Source organism: Devosia enhydra (assembly GCF_900119845.1).
Lineage (GTDB): Bacteria > Pseudomonadota > Alphaproteobacteria > Rhizobiales > Devosiaceae > FPKU01.
The window spans coordinates 686,099-706,718 of record NZ_FPKU01000003.1; the positions used below are offsets into that span (position 1 = coordinate 686,099).

The following is a 20,620-nucleotide window of genomic DNA, read 5'->3' on the forward strand; positions in this document are numbered from 1 at the left end:
ACGCCGATGCCCGTCTGGTTGGCCGCGCTTTAGGGGCGCGGTACCATCGGCACACCGGCGATGTGGGTCGACAAGGGCACGAGATCGCTCGAAAGATGCACGAAATCGGCCCGCGCCCCGCGCCGAAGGTGGCCGTGTCGGGCCGAAGCGCCGATCGCCTGGGCGGGATAGAGCGAGGCCATTCGCAGCGCCTCCTCCAGAGGCAGCGCGAGCCTGCGATGGACGAAGCGCACGGCTTCGATCAGCGTCAGGTCGGCGCCGGCGAGCGTGCCATCGGCCAGCCGCAGGGCACCATCGGCGCGCGTGATGGTGCGGCCGTTGAGGGTAAAGGATTTGATGTCGGTACCCGCCGGAGCCATGGCATCGGAAACAAGAAAAACCCGCCCGGGCCCGCGCTTGGCGCGCATGGCGACATCGAGCGCGGCCGGGTGCACATGGATGCCATCGGCGATGATGCCGGCCCAGAGCGAGCCCAGCCCCAGCGCCGCGCCGACCACGCCGGGCTCGCGATTGAGCATCTGGCTCTGCGCGTTGAACAGATGCGTGACCATCGACGCGCCGGCCGAAGCCGCCGCCTCGACCATCGTGTAGCCGGCATCGGAATGGCCGATGGAAACGGTGATGCCGGCCGCCGCCAGCGCCGCTATCTGTTCCGGCGGCACGGTTTCGGCCGCTACCGTGACGATGAGATGCGGCAGGCTCGGCCGGGCGGCGATGAGCGCATCGCGATCGGCCGGCTCCATCGGGCGGATCAGCGCCGGATCATGTGCGCCCTTGCGCGAGAGGGCGAGATGCGGGCCTTCGAGATGCAGCCCCAGGAACCCCGGTAGTTCGAGCCGCGCGGCCTCGGCGCCCGCCGCCAGCGCGCGGGCGGTGATGGCGGGGCTGTCGGTGATGAGCGTGGGCAGGAGCGCCGTGACCCCCGCCGCCGCATGGGCCGCGAGGATGGTCCTGATCGCCTCGAGATCGGGCGCATCGTTGAACTGCACCCCGCCCCCGCCATTGACCTGCAGGTCGACGAGCCCGGGCACGATGAGCCCGCCCTCGAGCCTCTGGCGCCCCGCCTCGGCGGGAATGGCATCCTCCGGCACGATGCCGGTGACGATGCCATCAGCAACGAGCAGGGCCGCACCCTCATGCCACGCCTCGCCATCGAAGAGGCGTTCGGCGCCGACAATGGCGGTAAGCGCAGCGGGGCGGCTCATACGGTGCGGGTGACCTTCATCAGATGCGGCGGGGTATCGGGGTTGTAGCCCAGATGCCGCGAATGGCCTTCGACAAAGGCATAGAACGACACGATCAGCCCCAGCGCATCGCAGAGCGGATGCCCGGTGACGACAGAGGGCAGCCGCGTGGCCGATTTCGCCCTGTCGGTCGTGGCAAAGGCGATGGCACCCTGGGCGGCGAGGCGATCGACGCTTTCGGCCAGCGAGGTCTCGGCGGCATCGGGTACGGCGAGCCCGAGAATGGGGAAGCCGTTTTCGACGATGCGGGCCGGCCCGTGCAGCACTTCGGCCGAGCTGTAGGCTTCGGCATGAAGGCCGCAGGTTTCCTTGAATTTGAGCGCCGCTTCGCCGGCAATGGCGAGCGTCGGGCCACGCCCCAGCACATAGAGCGAGCGATGGTCGCCCAGCCCCTCCCCCAGCGCCGACCAGTCGCAGGCGATGGCCCGCGTCAGGCTCTCGGGCAGGCTGGCGAGCGCGGCTTCGAGCGCGCTGTCGCGCTGCCAGGCAGCCAGCAGGGCAAGGCCGGCAACGACGGAATTGACGAAGGTCTTGGTGGCGGCCACCGACTTCTCCTCGCCCGCGGCAAGGCCGATGGCGTGATCGGATGCGGCGGCAAGGGGCGAATCGAGCGTGTTGGTGACCGCGATGGAGAGCGCGCCGCTGGCCTTGGCGGCCTCGGCCATGGCGACGATATCGGGGCTCTTGCCCGATTGGGACACCGAGACGGCAGCGGCGTTGGAAAGCTTCAGCGAGCGCCCATAGATCGACATGATCGAGGGCCCGAGAGAGGCCACCGGCACGCCAGCCGAGAGCTCGACGGCATATTTGAAGAAGGCCGAGGCATGGTCGGACGATCCACGCGCGATTGTGGCCACCAGCCCGGGATCGCGGGCGCGCAGGGCCTCGCCCGCAGCCCCGATGGCATCGCGCTGTGCCAGCAACCGCGCCACTGCAGCCGGGATCTCCTCGATCTCGGCCCGCATGAAGGTCTTGGCAGCTGCTGTGGTCGGCGCGTGTGTCATCAACGGTTCCCCTGCCCGCTGCCTCCATCGCCAAGCCTCAGCTCGGCGACGAAATCATAAAGATCGCCGCGATAGAGCGAGCGGGTGAACTCGATGACGCGGCCTGTTGCAAGGTAGGATATACGCTCGATATGCAGGCTTGCCGACCCCGAAGGCACATCGAGCAGTCGCGCATCCTCGGCCGAGAGATTGGCGGCACGGATGCGCTGGATGGCGCGCACGGGCCGGCGCCCCGAGACTTCGAGATGGGCATAGAGCGAATTGGTCACCGCCTCGGGATCGGGCAGCACATCAGCCGAAAGCGCCGCGCGCTCGACGGCAAGGGGCGTTTCTCCGGCGATGCGCAGCCGCGCGATGCGCGCAACGCGGTCGCCCGATGAGAGGCCAAGCGAAACGGTCTCTTCGGGCGAGGGCAGATAGAGGCCGCGATCGAGGAACACCGAGCGCACAGCCATGCCGCGCCGCGCCATGTCTTCGGCAAAGGAGGTGAGGCGGGAAAGCGACTGCTCGACGCGCCCCAGCTGCGGGGCGACGAATGTGCCCGAGCCATGGCGCTGCACCAGCACGCCCTCGCGCACCAGCTGCTGCACCGCCTTGCGCACGGTGACGCGCGAGACATCGACACGCTGCGCCAGATCGCGTTCGGAAGGCAGGGCGTCGCCGGGGTTGATCTTGCCCGAATGCACCGCCTCTTCTATCCAGCGCTTCAGACGCAGATAGATGGGGCCGCCCTGGGGCAGCACGATTGCGTCGTCTCCGAACAGCCCGGCCGCGGTCTCGGCCATCACCATCCCCCGTTCACGCGCCGGCAGGCCGGGGCGCAACGGCCCGGATTGAGCAGGCGAACTGGCGTCGGCGGGCATGGCGGCACTGGACGGACTCCCTTGCCGGCATAATACCAATAATAGACCAGCGGCCAAGGGAAATTTCCGCTCGCCCTCGCAGGCCGGGAGCCCATCGCGCGTTCCCCGCTCTTTCCCTGAGTTTTCCTGCCGGGTTAAGCCCTTGAGGCCAGCTTAAGTCCTCAGAACAAGTGGTATGGTGTTGGCATGCTTGCCAAGCTTGCCGCACCACCCGCAAAAGCAAACCGGGCCGGCCCCGGAGGGAGCCGACCCGGCTTTCCGCCGATCCGGGCCAGCGGCTGGGGTGCCGGCCCGGGGCGGAAGGACGATCCCGAGGCTTACATCGCCGGGAGGATGGCGACGTCGCGGATCATGCCGTCGATGCCGGCAAGTTCACCCACGGCAGTGGCTTCGCCGCTCTCGAGATCGAGCGTGTGCACGACATTGTCGGCGATCAGCCAGGCGGTGTTGGTGCCGTCGGCCGTCGTCTGGATGTCGAAGGCATAGGTCTCGGCATCCCAGCCCTCGCCATCCCCGATCACGGCAAGCGTGCCGTCATTGGGGGCGGTCTGCTGGAGGAGGCCCTTGGCGGCGTCGATGTCATACATCTTGGTCGCTTCGGGCTTGCCGTAGGAATTGAGATAGGCGGTGGCCACCACCATCTGTTGGTCGGCGGCATTGGGGCCGGCCGGATCGAACTTCAGCGAGCCATCGACGGTGACGGCGCCATCATCGACATTGGCGCGATGATTGGTGCCATCGGTGGCCATGATGCGCAGGCGGTCGGCGGCCGGGTTGAAGTCGACCATGGCGCCCACGCCATCGGGCAGGGTTTCGGAGAGCGTGCTCTTGTCGGTGGCAGCGCCCGTGGCGGGATCGATGGTGACGACGCGGCCGTCCGAGGCAACGCCATAGAGCAGGTTGTCGGCGGGGCGCACATCGATGCCGTGCAGCGCATCGACCCCTTCGACATCGACCATGCCGGAGACGGCGAGCGTCTCGGTGTCGATCATCACGAGGGTCTTGTCGCCCACGAGCGCCACAGCCGGAGCAGCAAGTGCGGTGGCAGCGGTAAGGGCAAAAGCGGAAGCGGCGAGCGCGAGGCGGGCGGCGGGGCGGATGATGGTCATGGTTGTCTCCCAGTCTTGTTGTTTGTTCTCGGGGGGCGATTGGCGCCCGTTACGAAGGGATTACCCACGGGCTCCCCCTTCTGGATGCAGCGGGTGCGATTATTTTTTCGGGCCTCGTGCTTTTTTTCCGAGCCTTGCGTCGTTTCGCGGTTTCCCCGTGTTAGGAAGACGACAAGAAGGAGCGCGCGCGTGGCCGGAAGTGACGATGCCGAAGCGTTGATGGTGCGGATCGGGCAAGGCGACCGGGCGGCACTCGCAAGCCTGTTCACCGCCCAGGCGGGGCGGATGAAGGCCATCGCCCGGCGCATCGTGCGGCGCGACGACCTGGCCGAGGAAGTGGTGCAGGATGCCTTCATCGCCGTCTGGCAGAAGGCCCGCCTCTATGATCCCGCGCGCGGCGCGGCCGTAGCGTGGATCACCACGATCACCCGCAACCGCGCCCTCAACATGCTGCGCGATGGCGGGCGGCTCGAAACCCATGACGAGGAAAGCCTCGCCGAACTGGGCGACCGCGAGGCCGACGCGCTTGCCGCCTTCGACCGGCTGGCCGAGCGCGACGCGCTGCGCGGCTGCCTCTCCACCCTCGATCAGGCCAAGCGCAAGGCCATCCTGCTCTGCTATGTGGTCGGCATGAGCCATGGCGAGACCGCCGCGACGCTGAAGGCGCCGCTCGGCACCGTGAAGGCCTGGATCCGGCGCGGCATGATCGCGCTGCAGGAGTGCCTGGCATGAGCACACCCGACGATATGGGCCGGGCCGGCGACTACGTGCTGGGGCTGATGGAGCCCGAGGCGCAGGCCGCGTTCGAGGCCGATATGCTGCGCGATCCCGCCCTTGCCGCGCAGGTCGACCTGCTGGCCCGCCGCATGGGTGCGCTCGATGATACGGCCGAGCCGGCCCCGGTTTCGGCCGGGCTCTGGGAGAGGCTCGCCGACCAGCTCGATGCGCACCCCCAGGTCGCCCCCCTTCGCCCGGCCGCACCGACGGCCGCGGCGACACCGACTGCGCCAAGGCGGGAAAAGCGCGCCGACTGGCGCCTGCTGCCCATGGCCGCGAGCGTGCTGGTTGCCGCCGGCCTCGGCTATCTCACCGGTTGGCAGACCCGTCCGCTGCCCGAGCCGGGGGCGCCGGTGGTGGTTGCCGTACTGCTTTCGGAGGGGACCCAGGTTCCCGGCGCCATCATCGAGGCCTTCGCCGATGACAGCGTGCGGGTCGTGCCGCTCGAGAATTTCATCGTGCCCGAAGGCCGGGTGCTCGAGCTCTGGACCCTGCCCAATCCTGCCACCGGCCCGGTCTCGCTGGGGCGCTTCGACAGCCCGCGCTCGATCGTACTCTCTGGTCCTAACCTGCCCCGGCCGGCGTCCGGCCAGCTCTACGAGATCACGCTCGAACCTGCTCCAGGCTCGCCCACCGGCCGCCCCACCGGCCCCATCCTCGTCAAGGGGCTCGCCCAGCAGCCCCCGGAGGTCTAAACCCGCGCGCTTTCGAGCTTGAACGCTTGTGCAAAGACCCCGCCCGGCGCTAAGGGACAACCGGGGTCTGGGGGCATGCGATGAAGCAGGTGAGACGGCTGTTGCGGCGCACGGTGATGCGATCGATCAGCGATGGGCTGCATGATCTCATCATGCTCAACTACGTCCGCCTGACTAACGGAAAGCTGCCGCACTGGCCGAACCTGTCGAACCCGACGCGGCTCAGCGACAAGATGCTGGCGCTGAAGCGCTTCCATCGCCATCCCCTGGCGGTACAGCTGGCTGACAAGCTGCTCGTGCGCGACATCGTGGCCCAGCGGCTGGGGCCGGAATACGCGATGCCGCTGCTTCAGGTCGCCGATAGTCCGGAGGCCATCGACCGGGAGAGCCTGCCCGAGCGCTTCGTGGTCAAGCCCAATCACGGCTCGGGCATGGTGATGCGGGCCAGCCGCGACAGCATCGACTGGGTCGAGGCAAGCCGGACATTCCAGACCTGGCTCGATACCGATTACGCCGGCTATTCGCGTGAATATCAGTATGCGACACCGCGGCGCGTCCTGCTCGTGCAGCCCGATCTCAAGGCCATGCATGGCGAGGACCTGCCCGAACCCAAGGTGCTATGCTTTAATGGGGAGCCGCGCTACCTCTTCATGCGGCAGGTCGAGCCCAATGGCGAGCGGCGGCGCAATGTCTATGATGCGGAAGGGCGGCTGCAGCCCTTCTCGGAGGGAGCCCCGCACGCCGAAAAGCCGGAGCCGGCGCCCGAGCGGCTGAAGGCGTTTTTTGCGGTGGCCCGCGCAATGGCCGCTGACCTGCCCTTTGCGCGCGTCGATCTCTATGACACGCCCGGCCAGATCCTTCTGGGGGAAGTGACCTTCCACCATAATGGCGGCTTCCTGAACGTCATCCCCGACAGAGCCGATGCCTTTCTGGGCAGTCAGCTCGTCCTTCCCCCTCTGCAGCGCCAGGGCCGCCGGGCGAAATGACCCTGCCGATGCGGCTCAGGCACTGGGTCCGTACCAGGCTGGTGCCGGCGCTGCCCGATCCGCTCTATGATTTCGTGCTGCTGAGCCATGCACGGCTGAGCCATGGCATGGGCCCGCGCTGGCCGAACCTCTCCAACCCGCAGCGGATGAGCGACAAGATCATCGCCCTCAAGCGCTTTTACCGCGCCCCGGATGCCAGCATCCTCGCCGACAAGCTGGCGGTGCGGGAGGTGGTAAAAGAGCGGGTGGGCGCCCATGCGCTGGTGCCCCTGCTGGCCTCTGCCGACCGGCCCGAGGCGATCGATCTCGATGCCCTGCCCGAGCGCTTCGTGGTCAAGCCCAACCACGCCTCTGGCCTTATCCTCTTTTGCGACAAGAGCCGCCTCGACTGGCCGGCGGCGATGGCGACGATGCGCGGCTGGCTCGCCACCGATTACGGCGTCTATGCGCGCGAGTACCAGTATTCCGGCATTACGCCGCGGCTGCTCGTCGAAGCCGATCTCGGCGTCATCTATGGACGCGTGCCCCAGGTGCACATGATCTACTGCTTTGCCGGCATGGCGCGGTATTTCTGGATGGACGACGAACGCCCATCAGGCCGGCGGCGCAGCCTTATGGACCGCAACTGGCAGCGCCAGCCCTATACCATGCGCTACCCCATGCCCGAGGCGCTTCCGCCCCGGCCGGAACGGCTGGAGGCCATGTTCGAGATGGCCGACCGCATGGCGGCCGGACAGCTCTTTGCCCGCGTCGATGTCTATGACGCGCCCGACCGGGTGCTCTTCAACGAGATCACCTTCCACCACAATGGCGGTTACCTGCCGTTCCTGCCGGACTGGGGCGATCTCGCCATGGGGCGGGAACTCCACCTCCCGCCGCTGGGGCCCGGCGCCCGCTGATCAGCTGTATTGTCCGCCGGTGAGCGCCGAGGCGGCAACCGAGCCCGGGAAATAGCTCGTGCCGCCGGTGCCCGAGATCACCCCGTTCTGGGTGACGGTGGCGCGATTGCCGGTGACCGTGAAGCCTCCCAGGGTAAACGTATTGAGCGCCACCTGAAGGAAGCCGGCCTGGCAGAAGGCAAAGGCGCCCGTCATGGTGAGATTGGCGGTGATGGTGAAAGTGGTCGAAAACATCTCGACATAGCCATAGGCCTGGATCAGCAGGAAGCCGCCGCCGAGGCTCGAGATGGCATTGTTGCTGCCGGCAAAGGAAATGCGCCCGAACTGGCCGCAGAAGACGCGGTAATTGCTCGTCCCCGCATACTCGTTGCTGCGCAGTGTCAGGCTGGTGCGGGTTAGGCAGCGCACATCCTGGCTGCCGGTCGAGCGCAGGCGAAAGCCGGCCACACTGAAGCTGCCGCCCACCGCGCTTGTCGATACGGGCAGACCCGCCACCTCGATCGTCACATTGGCGGGCGTCGTCTCGTCGCCGACAAAGCTGACGCTGCCCGAACCCAGATAGCTCTTGAGCACGAGGCCGGCGGTGTAGGTGCCGGCACCGACACTGACGGTGAGGCTATGGACGTCGCAATCGAGCCCGGCGATGACATCCATGGCCTTTTGCAGGGTGGCGAAGGCGCCTCCTGCGGTGTTGCTGAGCCCGTCATTGGCATTCGAGCCATCGGCGCGCACATAATAGGTGCGGTTGGCCGTGAGCCGCTCGCGGATATGGCGGGCAGCCACCGCCTGATCGGGATCGGTTAGGGACAGCGCCGCGGGAAGGGTTACGCGGCCCGAACCCGCCGCCACCCGCAGCGCATCCACCCATGCGGCGCCGTCTGCCGAGACCTTGACCCGCCAGTCATTGTCGCCGGAAAGCCCGAATTCGGCCCGCCCGGAATAGCCGGTCTGGAAGAGGATGCTGGCCGTGTCGGCGGCGTGCGCCTTGTTGAGCTTGAGGCGATGATCGGTGCCGTCATGGTCGAAAAGGCTCGCCGGCGACTTCACCGAGAGACGGTTCATCTCGTCGGCCGTGGCGTTGATGCCCACGAGCGGCACGGGATTGACCCCGGCGCCGCCCGCCTCCGTCCAGTCTTCGCCGTCATGGACGATATCACGGGCTTCGGCGAGCACATGGGCGCGCCAGCCGGCCCGCGGCACGTAGAACACCCAGCCGCCGCCCTGTCGCACCGCCAGCCGGCCGGACTGGCCGGTCCATCCTCCGGTCGCTCCTGGCCCCACGATATGGCGGTCGCCCTCTTCAGGGGCCGAAGGCGGCACCGTGCGATCGCGGTCGCTGACGGCCAGGTGCACCAGCGCGTCGAGCCGTTGCAGCGCTTCGTTGTGGGTGATGTGCTTGAGGCTCTGGGCGGCCATGATGAAAGGCAGGCCGAGGCGAAGGGTCTGGTCGGCGGGGCTATCCATGAGGGTCCTGCGTCCTTGCGGGCAAAAAAGGTCGCCGCAAGTCTAGGGCTGCGATCGGCAGGGGGGGCAAAGCCTGCAGGCCCACGCCGGCGCTGGGCTTTCCCCGCCCGACCCCTTCTCCCCCTATCGACGCTCACCTTTCGAGGGTGTAGGGTCGAAAATCAGAAGTGCGAATGGTTTTCCAATTTCGTTCGCATTCGTGAAGAGCAGCAAGAACGCGACAAGAGCGAGGGGCGAGTTGAACCAGATCGATTTGAACGGCCAGGTGGCGGTGATCACCGGTGGCGCACAGGGCATCGGGTTTGCCATCGCCCGCCGGCTGGTGGCCTCGGGTGCCAAGGTCAGCCTCTGGGACATGAATGCCGGGCTGCTCGACAGCGCCGCGGCCGAACTGGGCGCGGCGGCGACCAGCGTCGTGGTCAACATCACCGATTATGCCGCTGTGGAAAAGGCCGTCGCCCAGACCGAGGCCGAAGCCGGCCCCGTCTCGATCCTCGTCCATTCGGCCGGCATCGCGGGCAAGAACGCGCCGCTCGACGACTATGAGCTCGAGGAATGGCGCAGGGTGATCGATATCGATCTCAATGGCTGCTTTTACGTCAACCGCGCCATCGTGCCGGGCATGAAGGCGCGCAATTACGGCCGCATCGTCAACATCGCCTCCATCGCCGGCAAGGAGGGCAACCCCAATGCCGCAGCCTATGCGGCGGCCAAGGGCGGCGTCATCGCCATGACCAAGGCGCTCGGCAAGGAGCTGGCGAAATACGACATCGCCGTCAACGCCATAACCCCGGCCACCGCCAAGACGCGCATCCTCGATGAGCTCAAGCCCGAATTCATCGACTACATGCTGAGCCGCATCCCGCGCGGGCGCTTCCTCGAGGTCGACGAAGCCGCCAACATGGTGTCCTGGCTGGTCTCGAAGGAAAACAGCTTCACCACCGCCTCGGTGTTCGACCTGTCGGGCGGCCGCGCGACGTATTGAGGGCCGGCCGCGCCCTCGTGGTTCGAGACGCGCCGTTGGCGCTCCTCACTATGAGGACGCTCTCCGGAACAATAACGGCCCTCATGCTGAGGAGCCCCGCAGGGGCGTCTCGAACCCCGAGGGCCGTTCTCGAAACTAGTCCTCTATCGCATCAGCCCGAAAGGCTCACCGCATCGGTGGTCCAGGGGCGGGTTTCGTCGGCAGGGCCGGCCGGGGTGATCGAGACGCTGAGCGGGCCGGGCGTGATGGCGCCGAAAAAGGTGGAAAACGCCGTGTCGGCGGCGTCGCGGCCCACGCCGATCCGCACGAGCCCATCCACCGGGCTCAATCGCGTCGCATCAAAGACATACCAGCGATTGCCGAGCCAGGCTTCGAACACGGCATGGAAATCGGGCGGATCGAGCTGCCAGCCATAGGCCGAGACGAACCGGGCCGGAATGCCGAGCGCGCGGCAGAAGCTGATGGCGAGATGGGCGAAATCGCGGCATACCCCGGCCCGCTGCGCGAAGGTTTCCGCTGCCGTGGTGCCGGTATCGCTCGAGCCGCGCAGATAATCGACATGCTCGTAGATCCAGTTGCAGATGGCCGTCACCCGTTCATGCCCCTGCGGCAGCTGCCCGAACTGCCTTATGGCAAAGCGTGCCAGCTGGTCGGAGGGGCAGTAGCGGCTGGCAAAGAGATAGGGCAGAACCGCCAGCGGCAGCTGGCTCACCGGTACCTCGGGCACGTCGCCGGGCGACTCGTGGCTGGGCATGGTTTCGACTTCGGCGGTGTAGGTGATCCGGTAGCTGCCGGGGCCTAGGAGCAGGCGGCGATAGCGATTGCCGGTCTCTGCGACATGGTCTTCATGGGCGATGTCGGGATTGATCGAGAAGGCTTCCGAATGGATGGCCTGGCCTTCGCGCATCGCCTCGATGTTGAGAATGAGCGTCGATGGCCCGAAGGCCTGGTAATCAAGGCTTGAGGCGATGGCAAAGCGCATGGAACGGCCCCCGGTGCGTGGAAGCGGCATGAACGCATGGCCCCGCAAAGCGTTCCGCTTTGCCTTCGGCCGACGAATCTGATCCGTTCGCGTCCTGTTCACGGCATCACGGGCTTTGGCCCGCGCGGCTTTGCGCCCGTTTGCGCCATGGGGAGAACGAAAGCTTGGGAAGGGCCGGACCGTGACGCAATGGTCGCCGCAGCAGGAGGAAGCCCTCGCCAAGGTCTCCGCATGGCTCAAGGACAAGTCGGGCCCGCAGGTCTTCCGGCTGTTCGGTTGGGCCGGCACCGGCAAATCCACCCTCGCCCAGCATCTGGCGCAGGGGGTGAAGTCGGTGCGCTACGCCGCCTTTACCGGCAAGGCGGCGCTTGTGATGCGCAAGAATGGCTGCAAGGGCGCCTCCACCATCCATTCGCTGATCTATTCGTTGGTATCGGACAAGGAGGGCGAGCCCAAATTCGCCCTCGACCCCGAAAGCGATGCGATCATGGCCGACCTCATTGTGGTGGACGAGGTCTCGATGGTCGATGAGGCGCTGGGGCGCGATCTTCTTTCCTTTGGCACAAAGGTGCTGGTGCTGGGCGATCCGTTCCAGCTGCCGCCGGTCCAGGGCGCGGGCTTCTTCACCGCCCAGGAGCCCGACATGATGCTGACCGAAATCCACCGCCAGGCGCAGGACAACCCCATCATCCGGCTCTCGATGGATATCCGCGAGGGTGGCGACCTCGATTATGGCCGCTATGGCGAAAGCCAGGTGATCGCGCGCGATCAGGTGGACCGCGAGGAGGTGCTGACCGCCGACCAGGTGCTGGTGGGGCGCAACAAGACCCGCCTGCACTACAATGACCGGCTGCGCGAATTGAAAGGCCTGCCGAGACACGAGCCGGTGGCAGGCGACCGGCTGGTCTGCCTCAGGAACAACCCGCAGAAGAAGCTGCTGAACGGCCAGATCTGGACCGTGGCCGAGGCCAAGAAGCGCGGGCCGCTGCGCTACCAGCTGGTGCTCGACCCCGACGAGCCGGGGCTCGGCAAAGGCAAGGGACAGGCCAAGGTCACCACCCATGCCGCCTTCTTTTCAGGCGAGGAGGAGACGCTCTCCTGGCCCGAACGCCGCCAGTTCGACGAATTCACCTTCGGCTACTGCCTCACCGTGCACAAGGCGCAGGGCAGCCAGTGGGACAAGGTGTATCTGTTCGACGAAAGCTATGTGTTCCGCGAGGATCGCAGCCGCTGGCTCTACACCGCCGTCACCCGCGCCAGCGAGGCCATCACCATCGTGCGGTAAGGGGGAAGCGGGCTGAAACCCCACGCGGCATGGGCAAATCCGCGGGCCTTCGACCAGATGCTCCAGCCGCCGGCGCCTGCGACATGCGCTGTCCGCACGAGGCCTCCGCCCTTCGTCGGCTTGCAATTGCCTCGCGAGCCTATATGTGACCCTGCGACACGGTTACGCGGGGGCAAAAGGCCTTCGCCCGAACCCCGGGAGATCTGCCCATGTCCGCACGGCCCGAGACGCGACGGCTCACCACACGCGACATCGGCGCGATGCGGCGGCGCGGCGAGGCGGTGGCGATGCTGACCGCCTATGACCATGTGATGGCCGGGCTGGTCGATGCCGCCGGGGTCGAGATCGTGCTGGTGGGCGACAGCCTCGGCAATGTGGTGCTCGGGCACGAAACGACCGTGCCGGTCACGCTCGACGACATGATCCGCCATGGCGCGGCGGTGGTGCGCGGCACGAGCCGAGCCATGGTGGTGGTCGACCTGCCCTTCGGCACGGCCACCGACCCCGATACGGCGCTCCGCGCCGGCATTCGCGTGATGCAGGAGAGCCTCTGCCAGGGGGTCAAGATCGAGGGCGGCGCAAGCGTTGCCCCTATCGTCCGGCGTCTGACCGAGCAGGGCATACCGGTGGTGGGCCATATTGGCCTCACCCCGCAGGCCGTGCACCAGCTGGGCGGGTATTATCGCCACGGCAAGACCGCGCCGGCGGCGCAGGCGCTCATTGATGCAGCGCTGGCGCTCCAGGATGCCGGGGCCTTCGCGCTGGTGCTCGAAATGGTGGTGCCCGAGGTGGCCGCCGAAATCACCGGGCTGCTCGACATCCCCACCATCGGCATCGGCTCGGGCGAGGGCTGCGCCGGGCAGGTGCTGGTGGTCAACGACCTTCTGGGGCTCAACACCAGCCCGGCGCCGAGCTTTGCCCGCCCGCGCGCCAATCTCGCCGAGATCATCGACAAGGCGGTGCGCGCTTATGTGGGCGAGGTGAAGGCCACCCGCTTTGCCGCGACCCCCGCGCCCGAAGCGGCGCGCAAGGGACGAAAGGGCCCCGCCCTTGTCTGAGGCGAGCGGGGCGCAGGGGCGCTGGCTTCTGCTCGATATCGGCAATACCCACACGGTTGCCGGCCTCTACCGCGCCGATGGCCGGCAGGAGGCCGAGACTCGCTTTCGCACCGACGCTGCCGCAACGGCCGACGAATATCGCGTGCTGCTGCGGCAGCTGTTTTACGACCGGATCGGGGCCGACCTCTGGCAGGTGGCGAGCCGCGCCATCGTTTCCACCGTGGTGCCGGCGCTTGAAGCGGTGGTGGAACGGGCCTGCAAGGAGGCGCCGCGCCGGGTAGAGTTCCTCTCGATCACCGCAAAGCTCGCGCGGGAATTCGAGTTGGCGATCCCGATCCCCGATAGCCTCGGGGCGGACCGGCTGGCCAATGTGGCCGGGGCCCTGTCGCTCGTGGACCCGCCGCTCATGATCGTCGATGCCGGGACGGCGACGACCTTCTGCCTCATCGACGAGGGCCGCCGCTATATCGGTGGGGCCATCGTGCCGGGGCTCGAAACCAGCTGGCGGGCCCTACAGGCGCGGGCGGCCCGGCTGTTTTCGGTCGAGCTCGTGCGGCCCGAAACGACTGTGGGCAACACCACGGAAACCCAGATCCGCTCGGGCGTGCTGCAGGGCTATGAGGCGATGATCGAGGGCATGGCCGACCGGCTGATCCGCGATTCCGGGCTTTCGGGCGCAACGCTCATCGCCACGGGCGGCTGCACGCGCCTCATTCGGCTCTCGGAGCGGTTCAGGCTCGAACCCGACCTGACGCTCACCGGCCTCTACCAATATGGGCGCGCCAATGGCTAACATCCTCATCGCGATCTCGGGCTCGATCTCGGCCTTCAAGATCGCCGATCTCGTCTCGGAACTGGGCAAGGCCGGCCACCAGACCCAGTGCCTTTTGACCCGCTCGGCATGTGAATTCGTCTCTCCGCTGGTGCTCGAAACCCTGAGCGGGCGGCCGGCGCTCTCTGCGTTGTTCGGGCCCTCGGTCTCGGGCACCGAGCACATCACGCTGGCGCGCTGGGCCGACGTGTTCGTCGTGGCACCCGCTTCGGCCGATTTTCTCGCCAAGCTTGCGCTCGGGCTGGCCGACGACCTCCCCTCGACGGTGGCGCTCGCCACATCCGCCCCGATGCTCGTCGCCCCCGCGATGAACACGCTGATGTGGGAAAAGCCGGTGGTGCAGGGCCATCTCGAGACCCTGCTCGGGCGCGGCGCGCGGATCGTCGAGCCGGCTTCGGGGGTTCTGGCCTGTGGCGAGGTGGGCGTGGGCAAGCTCGCGCCGGTCGCCGAGATCATGGCGGCGATTGCGGCGGCGCTCACCCCGCCGGCCCAGCCGCTTGCGGGCAAGACCATCCTCATCACCGCCGGGCCGACGACGACCCCGATCGATGCGGTGCGCTACATCACCAATGGCTCGACCGGGCGGATGGGCGCGGCCATGGCCGAAGCGGCTCTGGCGCGCGGCGCCAGCGTGCGGCACGTTCTGGGCATCGACAAGGGCGTGGTGCGACCGGTGGCGCCGAGGGGCGCCGAAATCCGTCTGGTGATCGAAGAGGTGCGGACGGCCGAGGACATGGCCGCCACCGCCCTGCGCCACCTGCCCCATTGCGACGGGGTGATCGCCTCGGCGGCAGTGATGGACTATCGCGTCGAAAGCCCGGCTCCGGGTAAGCTCAAGCGCGCCGAGGCGGCGGTGAGCCTCGCCATGGCGCCCTCGGTCGATGTGCTGGCGAGCCTCAGACAGGCTGCGACCGGCCAGTGGTTCCTCGGCTTTGCCGCCGAAACCGACGATGTCGAGGCCCATGGCCGGGGCAAGCTTGCGCGCAAGGGGCTCGATTTTCTCTTCGCCAACCCCGTGGCGCGGCTGGGCGAAAGCAGCGCGACCGGCTTTGCCGTGCCCACCAATGGCGGGGTGCTGCTGTTTGCCGACGGGCGCAGCCTGCCCCTGCCGATCATGGACAAGAGCGCCCTGGCCGGCGCCATTCTGGATGCGATCTCATGACGCTGATCCTGCGCACCATTCCCCAGGTCCGCGCATGGCGGAAGGGCTTGCCGGCCGGCACGCGGCTGGGCTTCGTGCCCACCATGGGGGCGCTGCATGAGGGGCATATGAGCCTCGTGGCGCTCTCCAAAGCGCAGGCCGACCGGACGATCGCCTCGATCTTCGTCAACCCGCTGCAATTCGGGCCCAATGAGGATCTGTCGCGCTATCCGCGCCCGCTGGAAAACGATCTCGCGCTGCTCGAGGCGGCGGGGGTGGATGCGCTGTTCCTGCCGGCGGTGGAGGATCTTTATCCCAAGGACGCCTCGACCTTCGTGGTCGAGGAGCAGGTGTCCCTGCCGCTCTGCGGCGCCTTCCGGCCCGGCCATTTCCGCGGCGTGGCGACGGTGGTGCTCAAGCTCTTCAACATCGTGGCACCCGATGTGGCGTTTTTCGGCCAGAAGGACGCGCAGCAATGCGCCGTGATCGCGCGCATGGTGCGCGACCTCGACGTGCCGGTCGAAATCGTGCGCGGGCCGACGCTGCGCGAGGCGGACGGACTGGCGATGAGCTCGCGCAACATCTACCTCTCGCCCGAGGACAGGGCGGCCGCCCCGGCGATCCATCGCAGCCTCGTTGCGGCAGAGGCGGCCTTCGCGGCCGGTGAACGCGATGCGAAGAGGCTCGTGGCCGTCGGCCGGACGGTGCTGGCCGGAGAGCCCCGCCTCAAGGAGCAATATTGGGAAGCCCGGCATCCCGCCTCGCTCGCGCCCCTTGTAACGGTCGGGCCGGAGGGCGCGCTGCTGGCCGTGGCGGCCTATCTCGGGACGACGCGGCTGATCGATAATCTGGTGCTGGGTGCAGGCTGAAAAACGCACGCTTTCCTTCTCCCCTCGAGGGGAGGAGGTGGCCCGAAGGGCCGGATGAGGGGTTCAGCGCACGGGCGTTGCAAAGAGCCTGCCCCCTCAGGGACGCCCGGCAGCGCCTCCGAGCCCTGCCTTCAGCCGCGCCATGGCAGAGGGCGCGTCGATGCCCATGGCGACGAGCACGGGCTGGCCCTCGGGATCGCGGCTGAGCGCGCCGGCTTCGATGGGATCGTCGCGCTCGACCGTGAGCCACATGGGTTCGAGCGCAAAAAGCTCCGGGGCGACCGCCAGCAGCATGACCAGCGGATCGTGGAGCGGGCGGCTCTCCTTGAGGATGGCCGTCTGGAAATAGGCCGCGACGAACGCGCCGGACAGCTGCGCCGCCACGGTGGATCCTGCCATGAGCTCGGCCACATCCTGCCGGTTGGCGCGCACCTTGCGCGTCACATCGAGGGGGACGAGGGTCAAATCGAGCCCGGCGGCCAGCACCTCGGCGACGGCATGGGGATCGGCGGCGCAGTTGAATTCGGACCGCGTGCCAACATTGCCGGGCTCGTCGATGGCCCCACCCATGGCGATGACGCGCCCGAGCCGCCGCGCCGCATCGGGGTCCTGCCGCAACAGCAGCGCGAGATTTGTGAGCGGCCCGAGTGCCAGAAGGTCGATGCTGCCGGCGGGATGAGCGCGGAGCGTTTCAGCGAGCCAGAGCACAGCATCAGGTTTCGGCGGATGATCCGGCTCGGGCAGCTTGACCCCGCCCAAGCCGTCATCGCCATGAATGGCGGCTTCATCGATGGTGCGGCCCTGCAGCGGTCCGATGGCGCCGATCGCCACCGGCACATCACCGCACCCCATAGCGGCCAGCAACCGGCCGGCATTGCGCGTTGTGAGCGCGATGCCGATATTGCCGGCAACACTGGTGATGCCGATGACATCAAGCGCCGGATCGGCCAGCGCCAGAAGGATGGCGACGGCATCGTCGAGCCCCGGATCGGTATCGATGATGACGCGGCGGCTCATTGCCTCAGCCTTTCGTCGATGCGGGCCATTTCGGCGCGGAACTGCCCGGCGAGCTGCGTTGCGTCGGCCAGCACCTTGTCGCGCTCCAGCGTCTGGACCTGCCGGTCGACCATCAGCCAGCGTCCGGCAACCATTGTGGCACGGATATCGGTGGGCAGGGTGGCAAAGACCAGCATCGCATAGATGTCGTAGATCGGGTGGAGGCGCGGCGCCGAGAGATCGATGCGGATGAGATCGGCCTGCTTGCCCACCGCCAGCGATCCCACCTTGTCCGCAAGGCCCAGCACGCGGGCACCCTCGATGGTCGCCATGGTGATGACATCGACGGCGGGTAGCGGACGGCGCGAGCCGGCGCGCAATTTGGCGAACATCGAGACGGGCGCGAACTGGGCGAAAAGATCGAGCGTGTTGCCGCTCATCGCCCCATCCGAGCCGATGCCGGCGGGCAGCCCCGCCTTGCGCAGCGCCTCGATGGGGGCGATGCCACGCCCGGCCTTGCCGTTGGAGCGCGGATTGGTCGCGACCCCGACGCCCGCCTCTGCCATCATGGCGATATCGGCATCGTCGAGCTGGAGGCAATGGGCGGCGATGAGGCCGGGCTTCAAAAGCCCTGCATCACGGGTGACGGCGACGGTCGAGGCGGCGTGGGTGTTTTTCGCCCACTCGACCTCAAGGGTGGATTCGGCCAGATGCATCTGCACCGGCACATGCGGGTGATCGGCCGACCAGTCCGCGATACGTGCCATCACCGCCCTGCCGGTGGAATAGGGCGCGTGCGGGGCGATGGAGGGGATAACGAGCGGGTGCCCGGCGAAACGGTCGACCAGTTCCTCGACGCGCGCGAAGCCTTCGTCGAAATCGGCATGGTCAGGGGGCGAGAAATCGGCCAGCGTCTGCCCTACGATGGCGCGCAGGCCCGAGGCGGCCATGACCTCGCCGACCATGGTCTCGAAATAATACATGTCGGCGACACTCGTGGTGCCGCCCATGATCGATTCCAAAGCCGCGAGCGCCGTGCCGATACGCACCATTTCGGGGCCGACGAAATGCCGCTCCAGCGGCAGGATATAGCGATAGAGCCGGTCATCGACATCTTCGCCCAGCCCCCGAAACAGCGTCATTGCGAGGTGGCAATGGGTGTTGACCAGCCCGGGCATGACGAGATCGCCGCCGCAATCGATGATCTCGGCGCCCGCGACCTGCGGTGCATCGCCGGGTGCTAGGGCCGCGATGGTGGTGCCCTCGATGCGCAGCCAGCCGCGCTCATGCTCGGTCCGCGCGCCATCCATGGTGAGGATGCGGGCATTGGTGAGGAGGAGGGTCATGGCCGGCCCGGGGCCGTGCCGGCCGCCCTCCTCGTCCTTCGAGGCTTGCCCTGCCAAGGCAGGGCGCGCACCTCAGGATGAGGAGGGCGGAACGCACCGGACCTGCCCCTCATCCTGAGGCGCATTGCGCAGCGATGCCTTAAAGGAGATGGCTTTCGCACCACCGTGACCCCGATCATTCGGGCGCGAGAATGGTGCATTGCTCGGGCACGGGGACGAGCTTTACGGCCATGCCCGGCTCGAGCGGCTGGGTCAGCGGACCGTTGGCGACAAGATGGCCGGCCGGAGTCTCCGCCTGGTACTGGTAGGCGCGCCCCAGATAGGTGCGCAGGCCAAGGGTGGCCGGAATGCCTTCCATGGCGAGATCGGGGGTGACCGAAAGGCCCTCGTCGCGGCAGGCGAGCACGAAGGCATCGGGGATGTGGCCGCCATAGTTTTCGAGCGGCAGGGTGAGGCGCACGCCCCCCTCGGCCTCGGCAGTGACCTTGGCGCCATCGCGCTCGACGACGCGCATCGGCACGAGGTTCTCGAAACCCACGAACCGGGCGACAAAGGCGTTCGCCGGGCGCTGGTAGAGGGTCTCGGGGGTATCGAGCTGCATGATGCGGCCCTGATGCATGATGGCGACGCGATCGGAGATCGAGAACGCCTCCTCCTGATCATGGGTGACATAAACCGAGGTGGTGCCATTGGCCCGCTGGAGCTGACGGATTTCCACCCGCATGTCGATGCGCAGCTTGGCATCGAGATTGGAGAGCGGCTCATCGAACATCAGGAGCGGCGGCTCGATGACCAGCGCCCGGGCCAGCGCGACGCGCTGCTTCTGGCCGCCCGAGAGCGCCCCCGGCAGCCGGTCGGCCAGCGCCGAAAGGCCGACGCGCTCGAGCATGGCATCGACCCGCGTTTTGCGCTCGGGCCCGTTGATGCCGCGCTGCTTTAGGCCAAAGCCCACATTGTCGGCCACGCTCATATGGGGAAAGAGCGCGTAGTTCTGGAAGACGAGCCCGATATCGCGCTTGTGGGCGGGCAGCCGGGTCAGATCCTTGCCGCCCAGGGTGATGGTGCCGGAGGTGGGGGTGAGGAAACCCGCCACAAGCCGCAGCGTCGTGGTCTTGCCGCAGCCCGAGGCGCCGAGCAGCGACACGAGTTCGCCTTCCCCGACCTCTAGGGAGAGATCTTCCAGCACCTTCGTTTGCCCGTAATGGGCCGAAATGTTGCTAATGGAGAGCTTCTGGGTCACTTGCGGCTACTCTGGCGGGCGATGCGGGCTGGGCACGACATGCAGGGAAAGGCTTCTATTTGGCAAGGAAGGTGAGGCCGAGCGTGCGCTCGACCACCGCCATCACGGCCACGGTCAACGCCATCAGCAGCACCGACACCGACGCGATGGTGGGATCAAAGAATTGCTCGACATGCGCGAGGATCTGGATCGGCAGGGTCGAAATGCCCGGCCCGGTGAGAAAGATCGAGATCGACACGTCGTTGATCGAGGTGATGAAGCACAGGATGAAGGCTGCGATCACGCCCGAGCGCACATTGGGCAGGACGATGGTGAAGAAGGTCTTGAGCGGCGGGCTGCCAAGGCTCACCGCCGCTTCCTCGGCGGCGAAATCGAAATTGGCGAGGCTGGCGCTGATCACCCGCACCACATAGGGCAGCACCAAAAGGGTGTGCCCGATGATCAGCGCCGGAAAGATCGGCACCTGGAAGCCGGTGGCGACCGATTTCAGCAGAGAAAAGCCCAGCACCAGCTCTGGCACCAGCACCGGCAGCACGAACAGCGTCGAGAGCCAGGCGGGCAGCTGGATGCGGTGCCGGTTGAGCGCATAGGCGGCCGGAATGCCGATCACCAGCGCGATGGCCGTCGAGATGAAGGCGATCTGGAGGCTGGTGATGATGGTGCGGCGGAAGGCGGCGATGGCAAAGATGTTCTCGAACCAGCGCAGCGACAGGCCCTGCGGCGGGAAGGTGAGATAGGTCGTATCCGACAGCGCCGAACCGACCACGATGACCAGCGGGCCGACAAGGAAGATGAAGACCAGAACGGTCAGCGCAATCAGCAGCGGATGAACGGGACGGGTCATC

At 67.3% G+C, this 20,620-nt stretch carries 20 protein-coding genes; 10 read left to right on the top strand and 10 right to left on the bottom strand.

What is annotated here, in order from left to right; genetic code table 11:
- Window positions 1-29 precede the first annotated feature (29 nt).
- The 4 genes from nagA to BT183_RS18085 all read right to left on the bottom strand — a co-directional run bounded on the left by nagA (window position 30) and on the right by BT183_RS18085 (window position 4,220).
- Complete coding sequence (gene nagA, locus BT183_RS18070; protein ID WP_072346060.1) at window positions 30-1,205, bottom strand: N-acetylglucosamine-6-phosphate deacetylase; 1,176 nt, start codon at window positions 1,203-1,205, stop codon at window positions 30-32.
- Window positions 1,202-2,248, bottom strand: coding sequence for an SIS domain-containing protein (locus tag BT183_RS18075; RefSeq protein WP_072346062.1), 1,047 nt, complete (start codon window positions 2,246-2,248; stop codon window positions 1,202-1,204). Before BT183_RS18075 ends, nagA begins: the two co-directional genes overlap by 4 nt.
- Window positions 2,248-3,033 carry a GntR family transcriptional regulator gene (locus tag BT183_RS18080; protein ID WP_072346398.1) on the bottom strand — a complete coding sequence of 262 codons (786 nt, stop codon included), beginning with the start codon at window positions 3,031-3,033 and terminating at the stop codon, window positions 2,248-2,250. Before BT183_RS18080 ends, BT183_RS18075 begins: the two co-directional genes overlap by 1 nt.
- A 395-nt stretch (window positions 3,034-3,428) precedes the next feature.
- Complete coding sequence (locus BT183_RS18085) at window positions 3,429-4,220, bottom strand: DUF4394 domain-containing protein (protein ID WP_072346064.1); 792 nt, start codon at window positions 4,218-4,220, stop codon at window positions 3,429-3,431.
- Between the two features lie 189 nt (window positions 4,221-4,409).
- On the opposite strand from BT183_RS18085, the gene BT183_RS18090 reads away from it, so the two are divergent.
- The 4 genes from BT183_RS18090 (at window position 4,410) to BT183_RS18105 (ending at window position 7,577) form a co-directional block, all read left to right on the top strand.
- Window positions 4,410-4,952: a sigma-70 family RNA polymerase sigma factor gene (locus BT183_RS18090; protein ID WP_244545379.1), complete on the top strand. Its 543-nt coding sequence runs from the start codon at window positions 4,410-4,412 to the stop codon at window positions 4,950-4,952.
- Window positions 4,949-5,692, top strand: a complete 744-nt coding sequence (locus BT183_RS18095) for an anti-sigma factor (RefSeq protein ID WP_072346069.1) — start codon at window positions 4,949-4,951, stop codon at window positions 5,690-5,692. The genes BT183_RS18090 and BT183_RS18095 overlap by 4 nt, the downstream gene beginning before the upstream one ends.
- Window positions 5,693-5,772: 80 nt before the next feature.
- Complete coding sequence (locus BT183_RS18100; RefSeq protein ID WP_084603653.1) at window positions 5,773-6,678, top strand: ATP-grasp fold amidoligase family protein; 906 nt, start codon at window positions 5,773-5,775, stop codon at window positions 6,676-6,678.
- The gene (locus tag BT183_RS18105) at window positions 6,675-7,577 is read left to right on the top strand and encodes an ATP-grasp fold amidoligase family protein (protein ID WP_072346073.1); all 903 of its coding nucleotides are present in this window, start codon (window positions 6,675-6,677) and stop codon (window positions 7,575-7,577) included. The genes BT183_RS18100 and BT183_RS18105 overlap by 4 nt, the downstream gene beginning before the upstream one ends.
- On the opposite strand, the gene BT183_RS18110 is transcribed toward BT183_RS18105, so the two are convergent.
- Entirely contained in the window at window positions 7,578-9,041 is a 1,464-nt protein-coding gene (locus BT183_RS18110) for a DUF2793 domain-containing protein (protein ID WP_072346075.1), read from the bottom strand. It abuts the gene before it with no gap.
- 238 nt (window positions 9,042-9,279) lie between these two features.
- Here BT183_RS18110 and BT183_RS18115 point away from each other — a divergent pair, with 238 nt between their 5' ends.
- Window positions 9,280-10,026, top strand: coding sequence for an SDR family NAD(P)-dependent oxidoreductase (locus BT183_RS18115; RefSeq protein ID WP_072346077.1), 747 nt, complete (start codon window positions 9,280-9,282; stop codon window positions 10,024-10,026).
- Between the two features lie 151 nt (window positions 10,027-10,177).
- Here BT183_RS18115 and BT183_RS18120 read toward each other — a convergent pair whose 3' ends face one another.
- Window positions 10,178-11,008, bottom strand: coding sequence for a transglutaminase-like domain-containing protein (locus tag BT183_RS18120; protein WP_072346079.1), 831 nt, complete (start codon window positions 11,006-11,008; stop codon window positions 10,178-10,180).
- A 181-nt stretch (window positions 11,009-11,189) separates the two neighbouring features.
- Between BT183_RS18120 and BT183_RS18125 the strand changes: the two genes are divergently transcribed.
- The 5 genes from BT183_RS18125 to panC all read left to right on the top strand — a co-directional run bounded on the left by BT183_RS18125 (window position 11,190) and on the right by panC (window position 16,193).
- Window positions 11,190-12,293: an ATP-dependent DNA helicase gene (locus tag BT183_RS18125; protein ID WP_072346080.1), complete on the top strand. Its 1,104-nt coding sequence runs from the start codon at window positions 11,190-11,192 to the stop codon at window positions 12,291-12,293.
- Window positions 12,294-12,502: 209 nt separating this feature from the next.
- Window positions 12,503-13,351 carry a 3-methyl-2-oxobutanoate hydroxymethyltransferase gene (gene panB / locus BT183_RS18130; protein ID WP_072346081.1) on the top strand — a complete coding sequence of 283 codons (849 nt, stop codon included), beginning with the start codon at window positions 12,503-12,505 and terminating at the stop codon, window positions 13,349-13,351.
- On the top strand, window positions 13,344-14,144 hold the full coding sequence (locus tag BT183_RS18135; protein ID WP_072346083.1) for a type III pantothenate kinase: 801 nt from the start codon (window positions 13,344-13,346) through the stop codon (window positions 14,142-14,144). Before panB ends, BT183_RS18135 begins: the two co-directional genes overlap by 8 nt.
- Window positions 14,137-15,345 carry a bifunctional phosphopantothenoylcysteine decarboxylase/phosphopantothenate--cysteine ligase CoaBC gene (coaBC, locus tag BT183_RS18140; protein ID WP_177282619.1) on the top strand — a complete coding sequence of 403 codons (1,209 nt, stop codon included), beginning with the start codon at window positions 14,137-14,139 and terminating at the stop codon, window positions 15,343-15,345. Before BT183_RS18135 ends, coaBC begins: the two co-directional genes overlap by 8 nt.
- A gap of 8 nt (window positions 15,346-15,353) precedes the next feature.
- Window positions 15,354-16,193: a pantoate--beta-alanine ligase gene (gene panC / locus BT183_RS18145; RefSeq protein ID WP_425290583.1), complete on the top strand. Its 840-nt coding sequence runs from the start codon at window positions 15,354-15,356 to the stop codon at window positions 16,191-16,193.
- A 96-nt stretch (window positions 16,194-16,289) separates the two neighbouring features.
- Here panC and BT183_RS18150 read toward each other — a convergent pair whose 3' ends face one another.
- The 4 genes from BT183_RS18150 to BT183_RS18165 form a co-directional block, all read right to left on the bottom strand.
- On the bottom strand, window positions 16,290-17,210 hold the full coding sequence (locus BT183_RS18150; RefSeq protein WP_072346089.1) for a nucleoside hydrolase: 921 nt from the start codon (window positions 17,208-17,210) through the stop codon (window positions 16,290-16,292).
- Window positions 17,207-18,535, bottom strand: coding sequence for an amidohydrolase family protein (locus BT183_RS18155; RefSeq protein ID WP_072346400.1), 1,329 nt, complete (start codon window positions 18,533-18,535; stop codon window positions 17,207-17,209). The genes BT183_RS18150 and BT183_RS18155 overlap by 4 nt, the downstream gene beginning before the upstream one ends.
- A 175-nt stretch (window positions 18,536-18,710) precedes the next feature.
- A complete protein-coding gene (locus tag BT183_RS18160; RefSeq protein WP_072346091.1) occupies window positions 18,711-19,775 on the bottom strand; it encodes an ABC transporter ATP-binding protein in 1,065 nt (354 codons plus the stop codon).
- 55 nt (window positions 19,776-19,830) lie between these two features.
- Window positions 19,831-20,619: an ABC transporter permease gene (locus BT183_RS18165; RefSeq protein ID WP_072346092.1), complete on the bottom strand. Its 789-nt coding sequence runs from the start codon at window positions 20,617-20,619 to the stop codon at window positions 19,831-19,833.
- Window position 20,620 lies beyond the last annotated feature (1 nt).

Excerpts from the sequence above, each read along its gene's own strand:
- BT183_RS18085 (WP_072346064.1), bottom strand. The coding sequence starts at position 4,220 with ATGACCATCATCCGCCCCGCCGCCCGCCTCGCGCTCGCCGCTTCCGCT.
- BT183_RS18080 (WP_072346398.1), bottom strand. The coding sequence starts at position 3,033 with ATGGCCGAGACCGCGGCCGGGCTGTTCGGAGACGACGCAATCGTGCTG.
- BT183_RS18150 (WP_072346089.1), bottom strand. The coding sequence starts at position 17,210 with ATGAGCCGCCGCGTCATCATCGATACCGATCCGGGGCTCGACGATGCC.
- BT183_RS18100 (WP_084603653.1), top strand. The coding sequence starts at position 5,773 with ATGAAGCAGGTGAGACGGCTGTTGCGGCGCACGGTGATGCGATCGATC.
- BT183_RS18165 (WP_072346092.1), bottom strand. The coding sequence starts at position 20,619 with ATGACCCGTCCCGTTCATCCGCTGCTGATTGCGCTGACCGTTCTGGTC.
- BT183_RS18120 (WP_072346079.1), bottom strand. The coding sequence starts at position 11,008 with ATGCGCTTTGCCATCGCCTCAAGCCTTGATTACCAGGCCTTCGGGCCA.
- BT183_RS18110 (WP_072346075.1), bottom strand. The coding sequence starts at position 9,041 with ATGGATAGCCCCGCCGACCAGACCCTTCGCCTCGGCCTGCCTTTCATC.
- BT183_RS18095 (WP_072346069.1), top strand. The coding sequence starts at position 4,949 with ATGAGCACACCCGACGATATGGGCCGGGCCGGCGACTACGTGCTGGGG.
- nagA (WP_072346060.1), bottom strand. The coding sequence starts at position 1,205 with ATGAGCCGCCCCGCTGCGCTTACCGCCATTGTCGGCGCCGAACGCCTC.
- panB (WP_072346081.1), top strand. The coding sequence starts at position 12,503 with ATGTCCGCACGGCCCGAGACGCGACGGCTCACCACACGCGACATCGGC.
- BT183_RS18155 (WP_072346400.1), bottom strand. The coding sequence starts at position 18,535 with ATGACCCTCCTCCTCACCAATGCCCGCATCCTCACCATGGATGGCGCG.
- BT183_RS18075 (WP_072346062.1), bottom strand. The coding sequence starts at position 2,248 with ATGACACACGCGCCGACCACAGCAGCTGCCAAGACCTTCATGCGGGCC.
- coaBC (WP_177282619.1), top strand. The coding sequence starts at position 14,137 with ATGGCTAACATCCTCATCGCGATCTCGGGCTCGATCTCGGCCTTCAAG.
- BT183_RS18105 (WP_072346073.1), top strand. The coding sequence starts at position 6,675 with ATGACCCTGCCGATGCGGCTCAGGCACTGGGTCCGTACCAGGCTGGTG.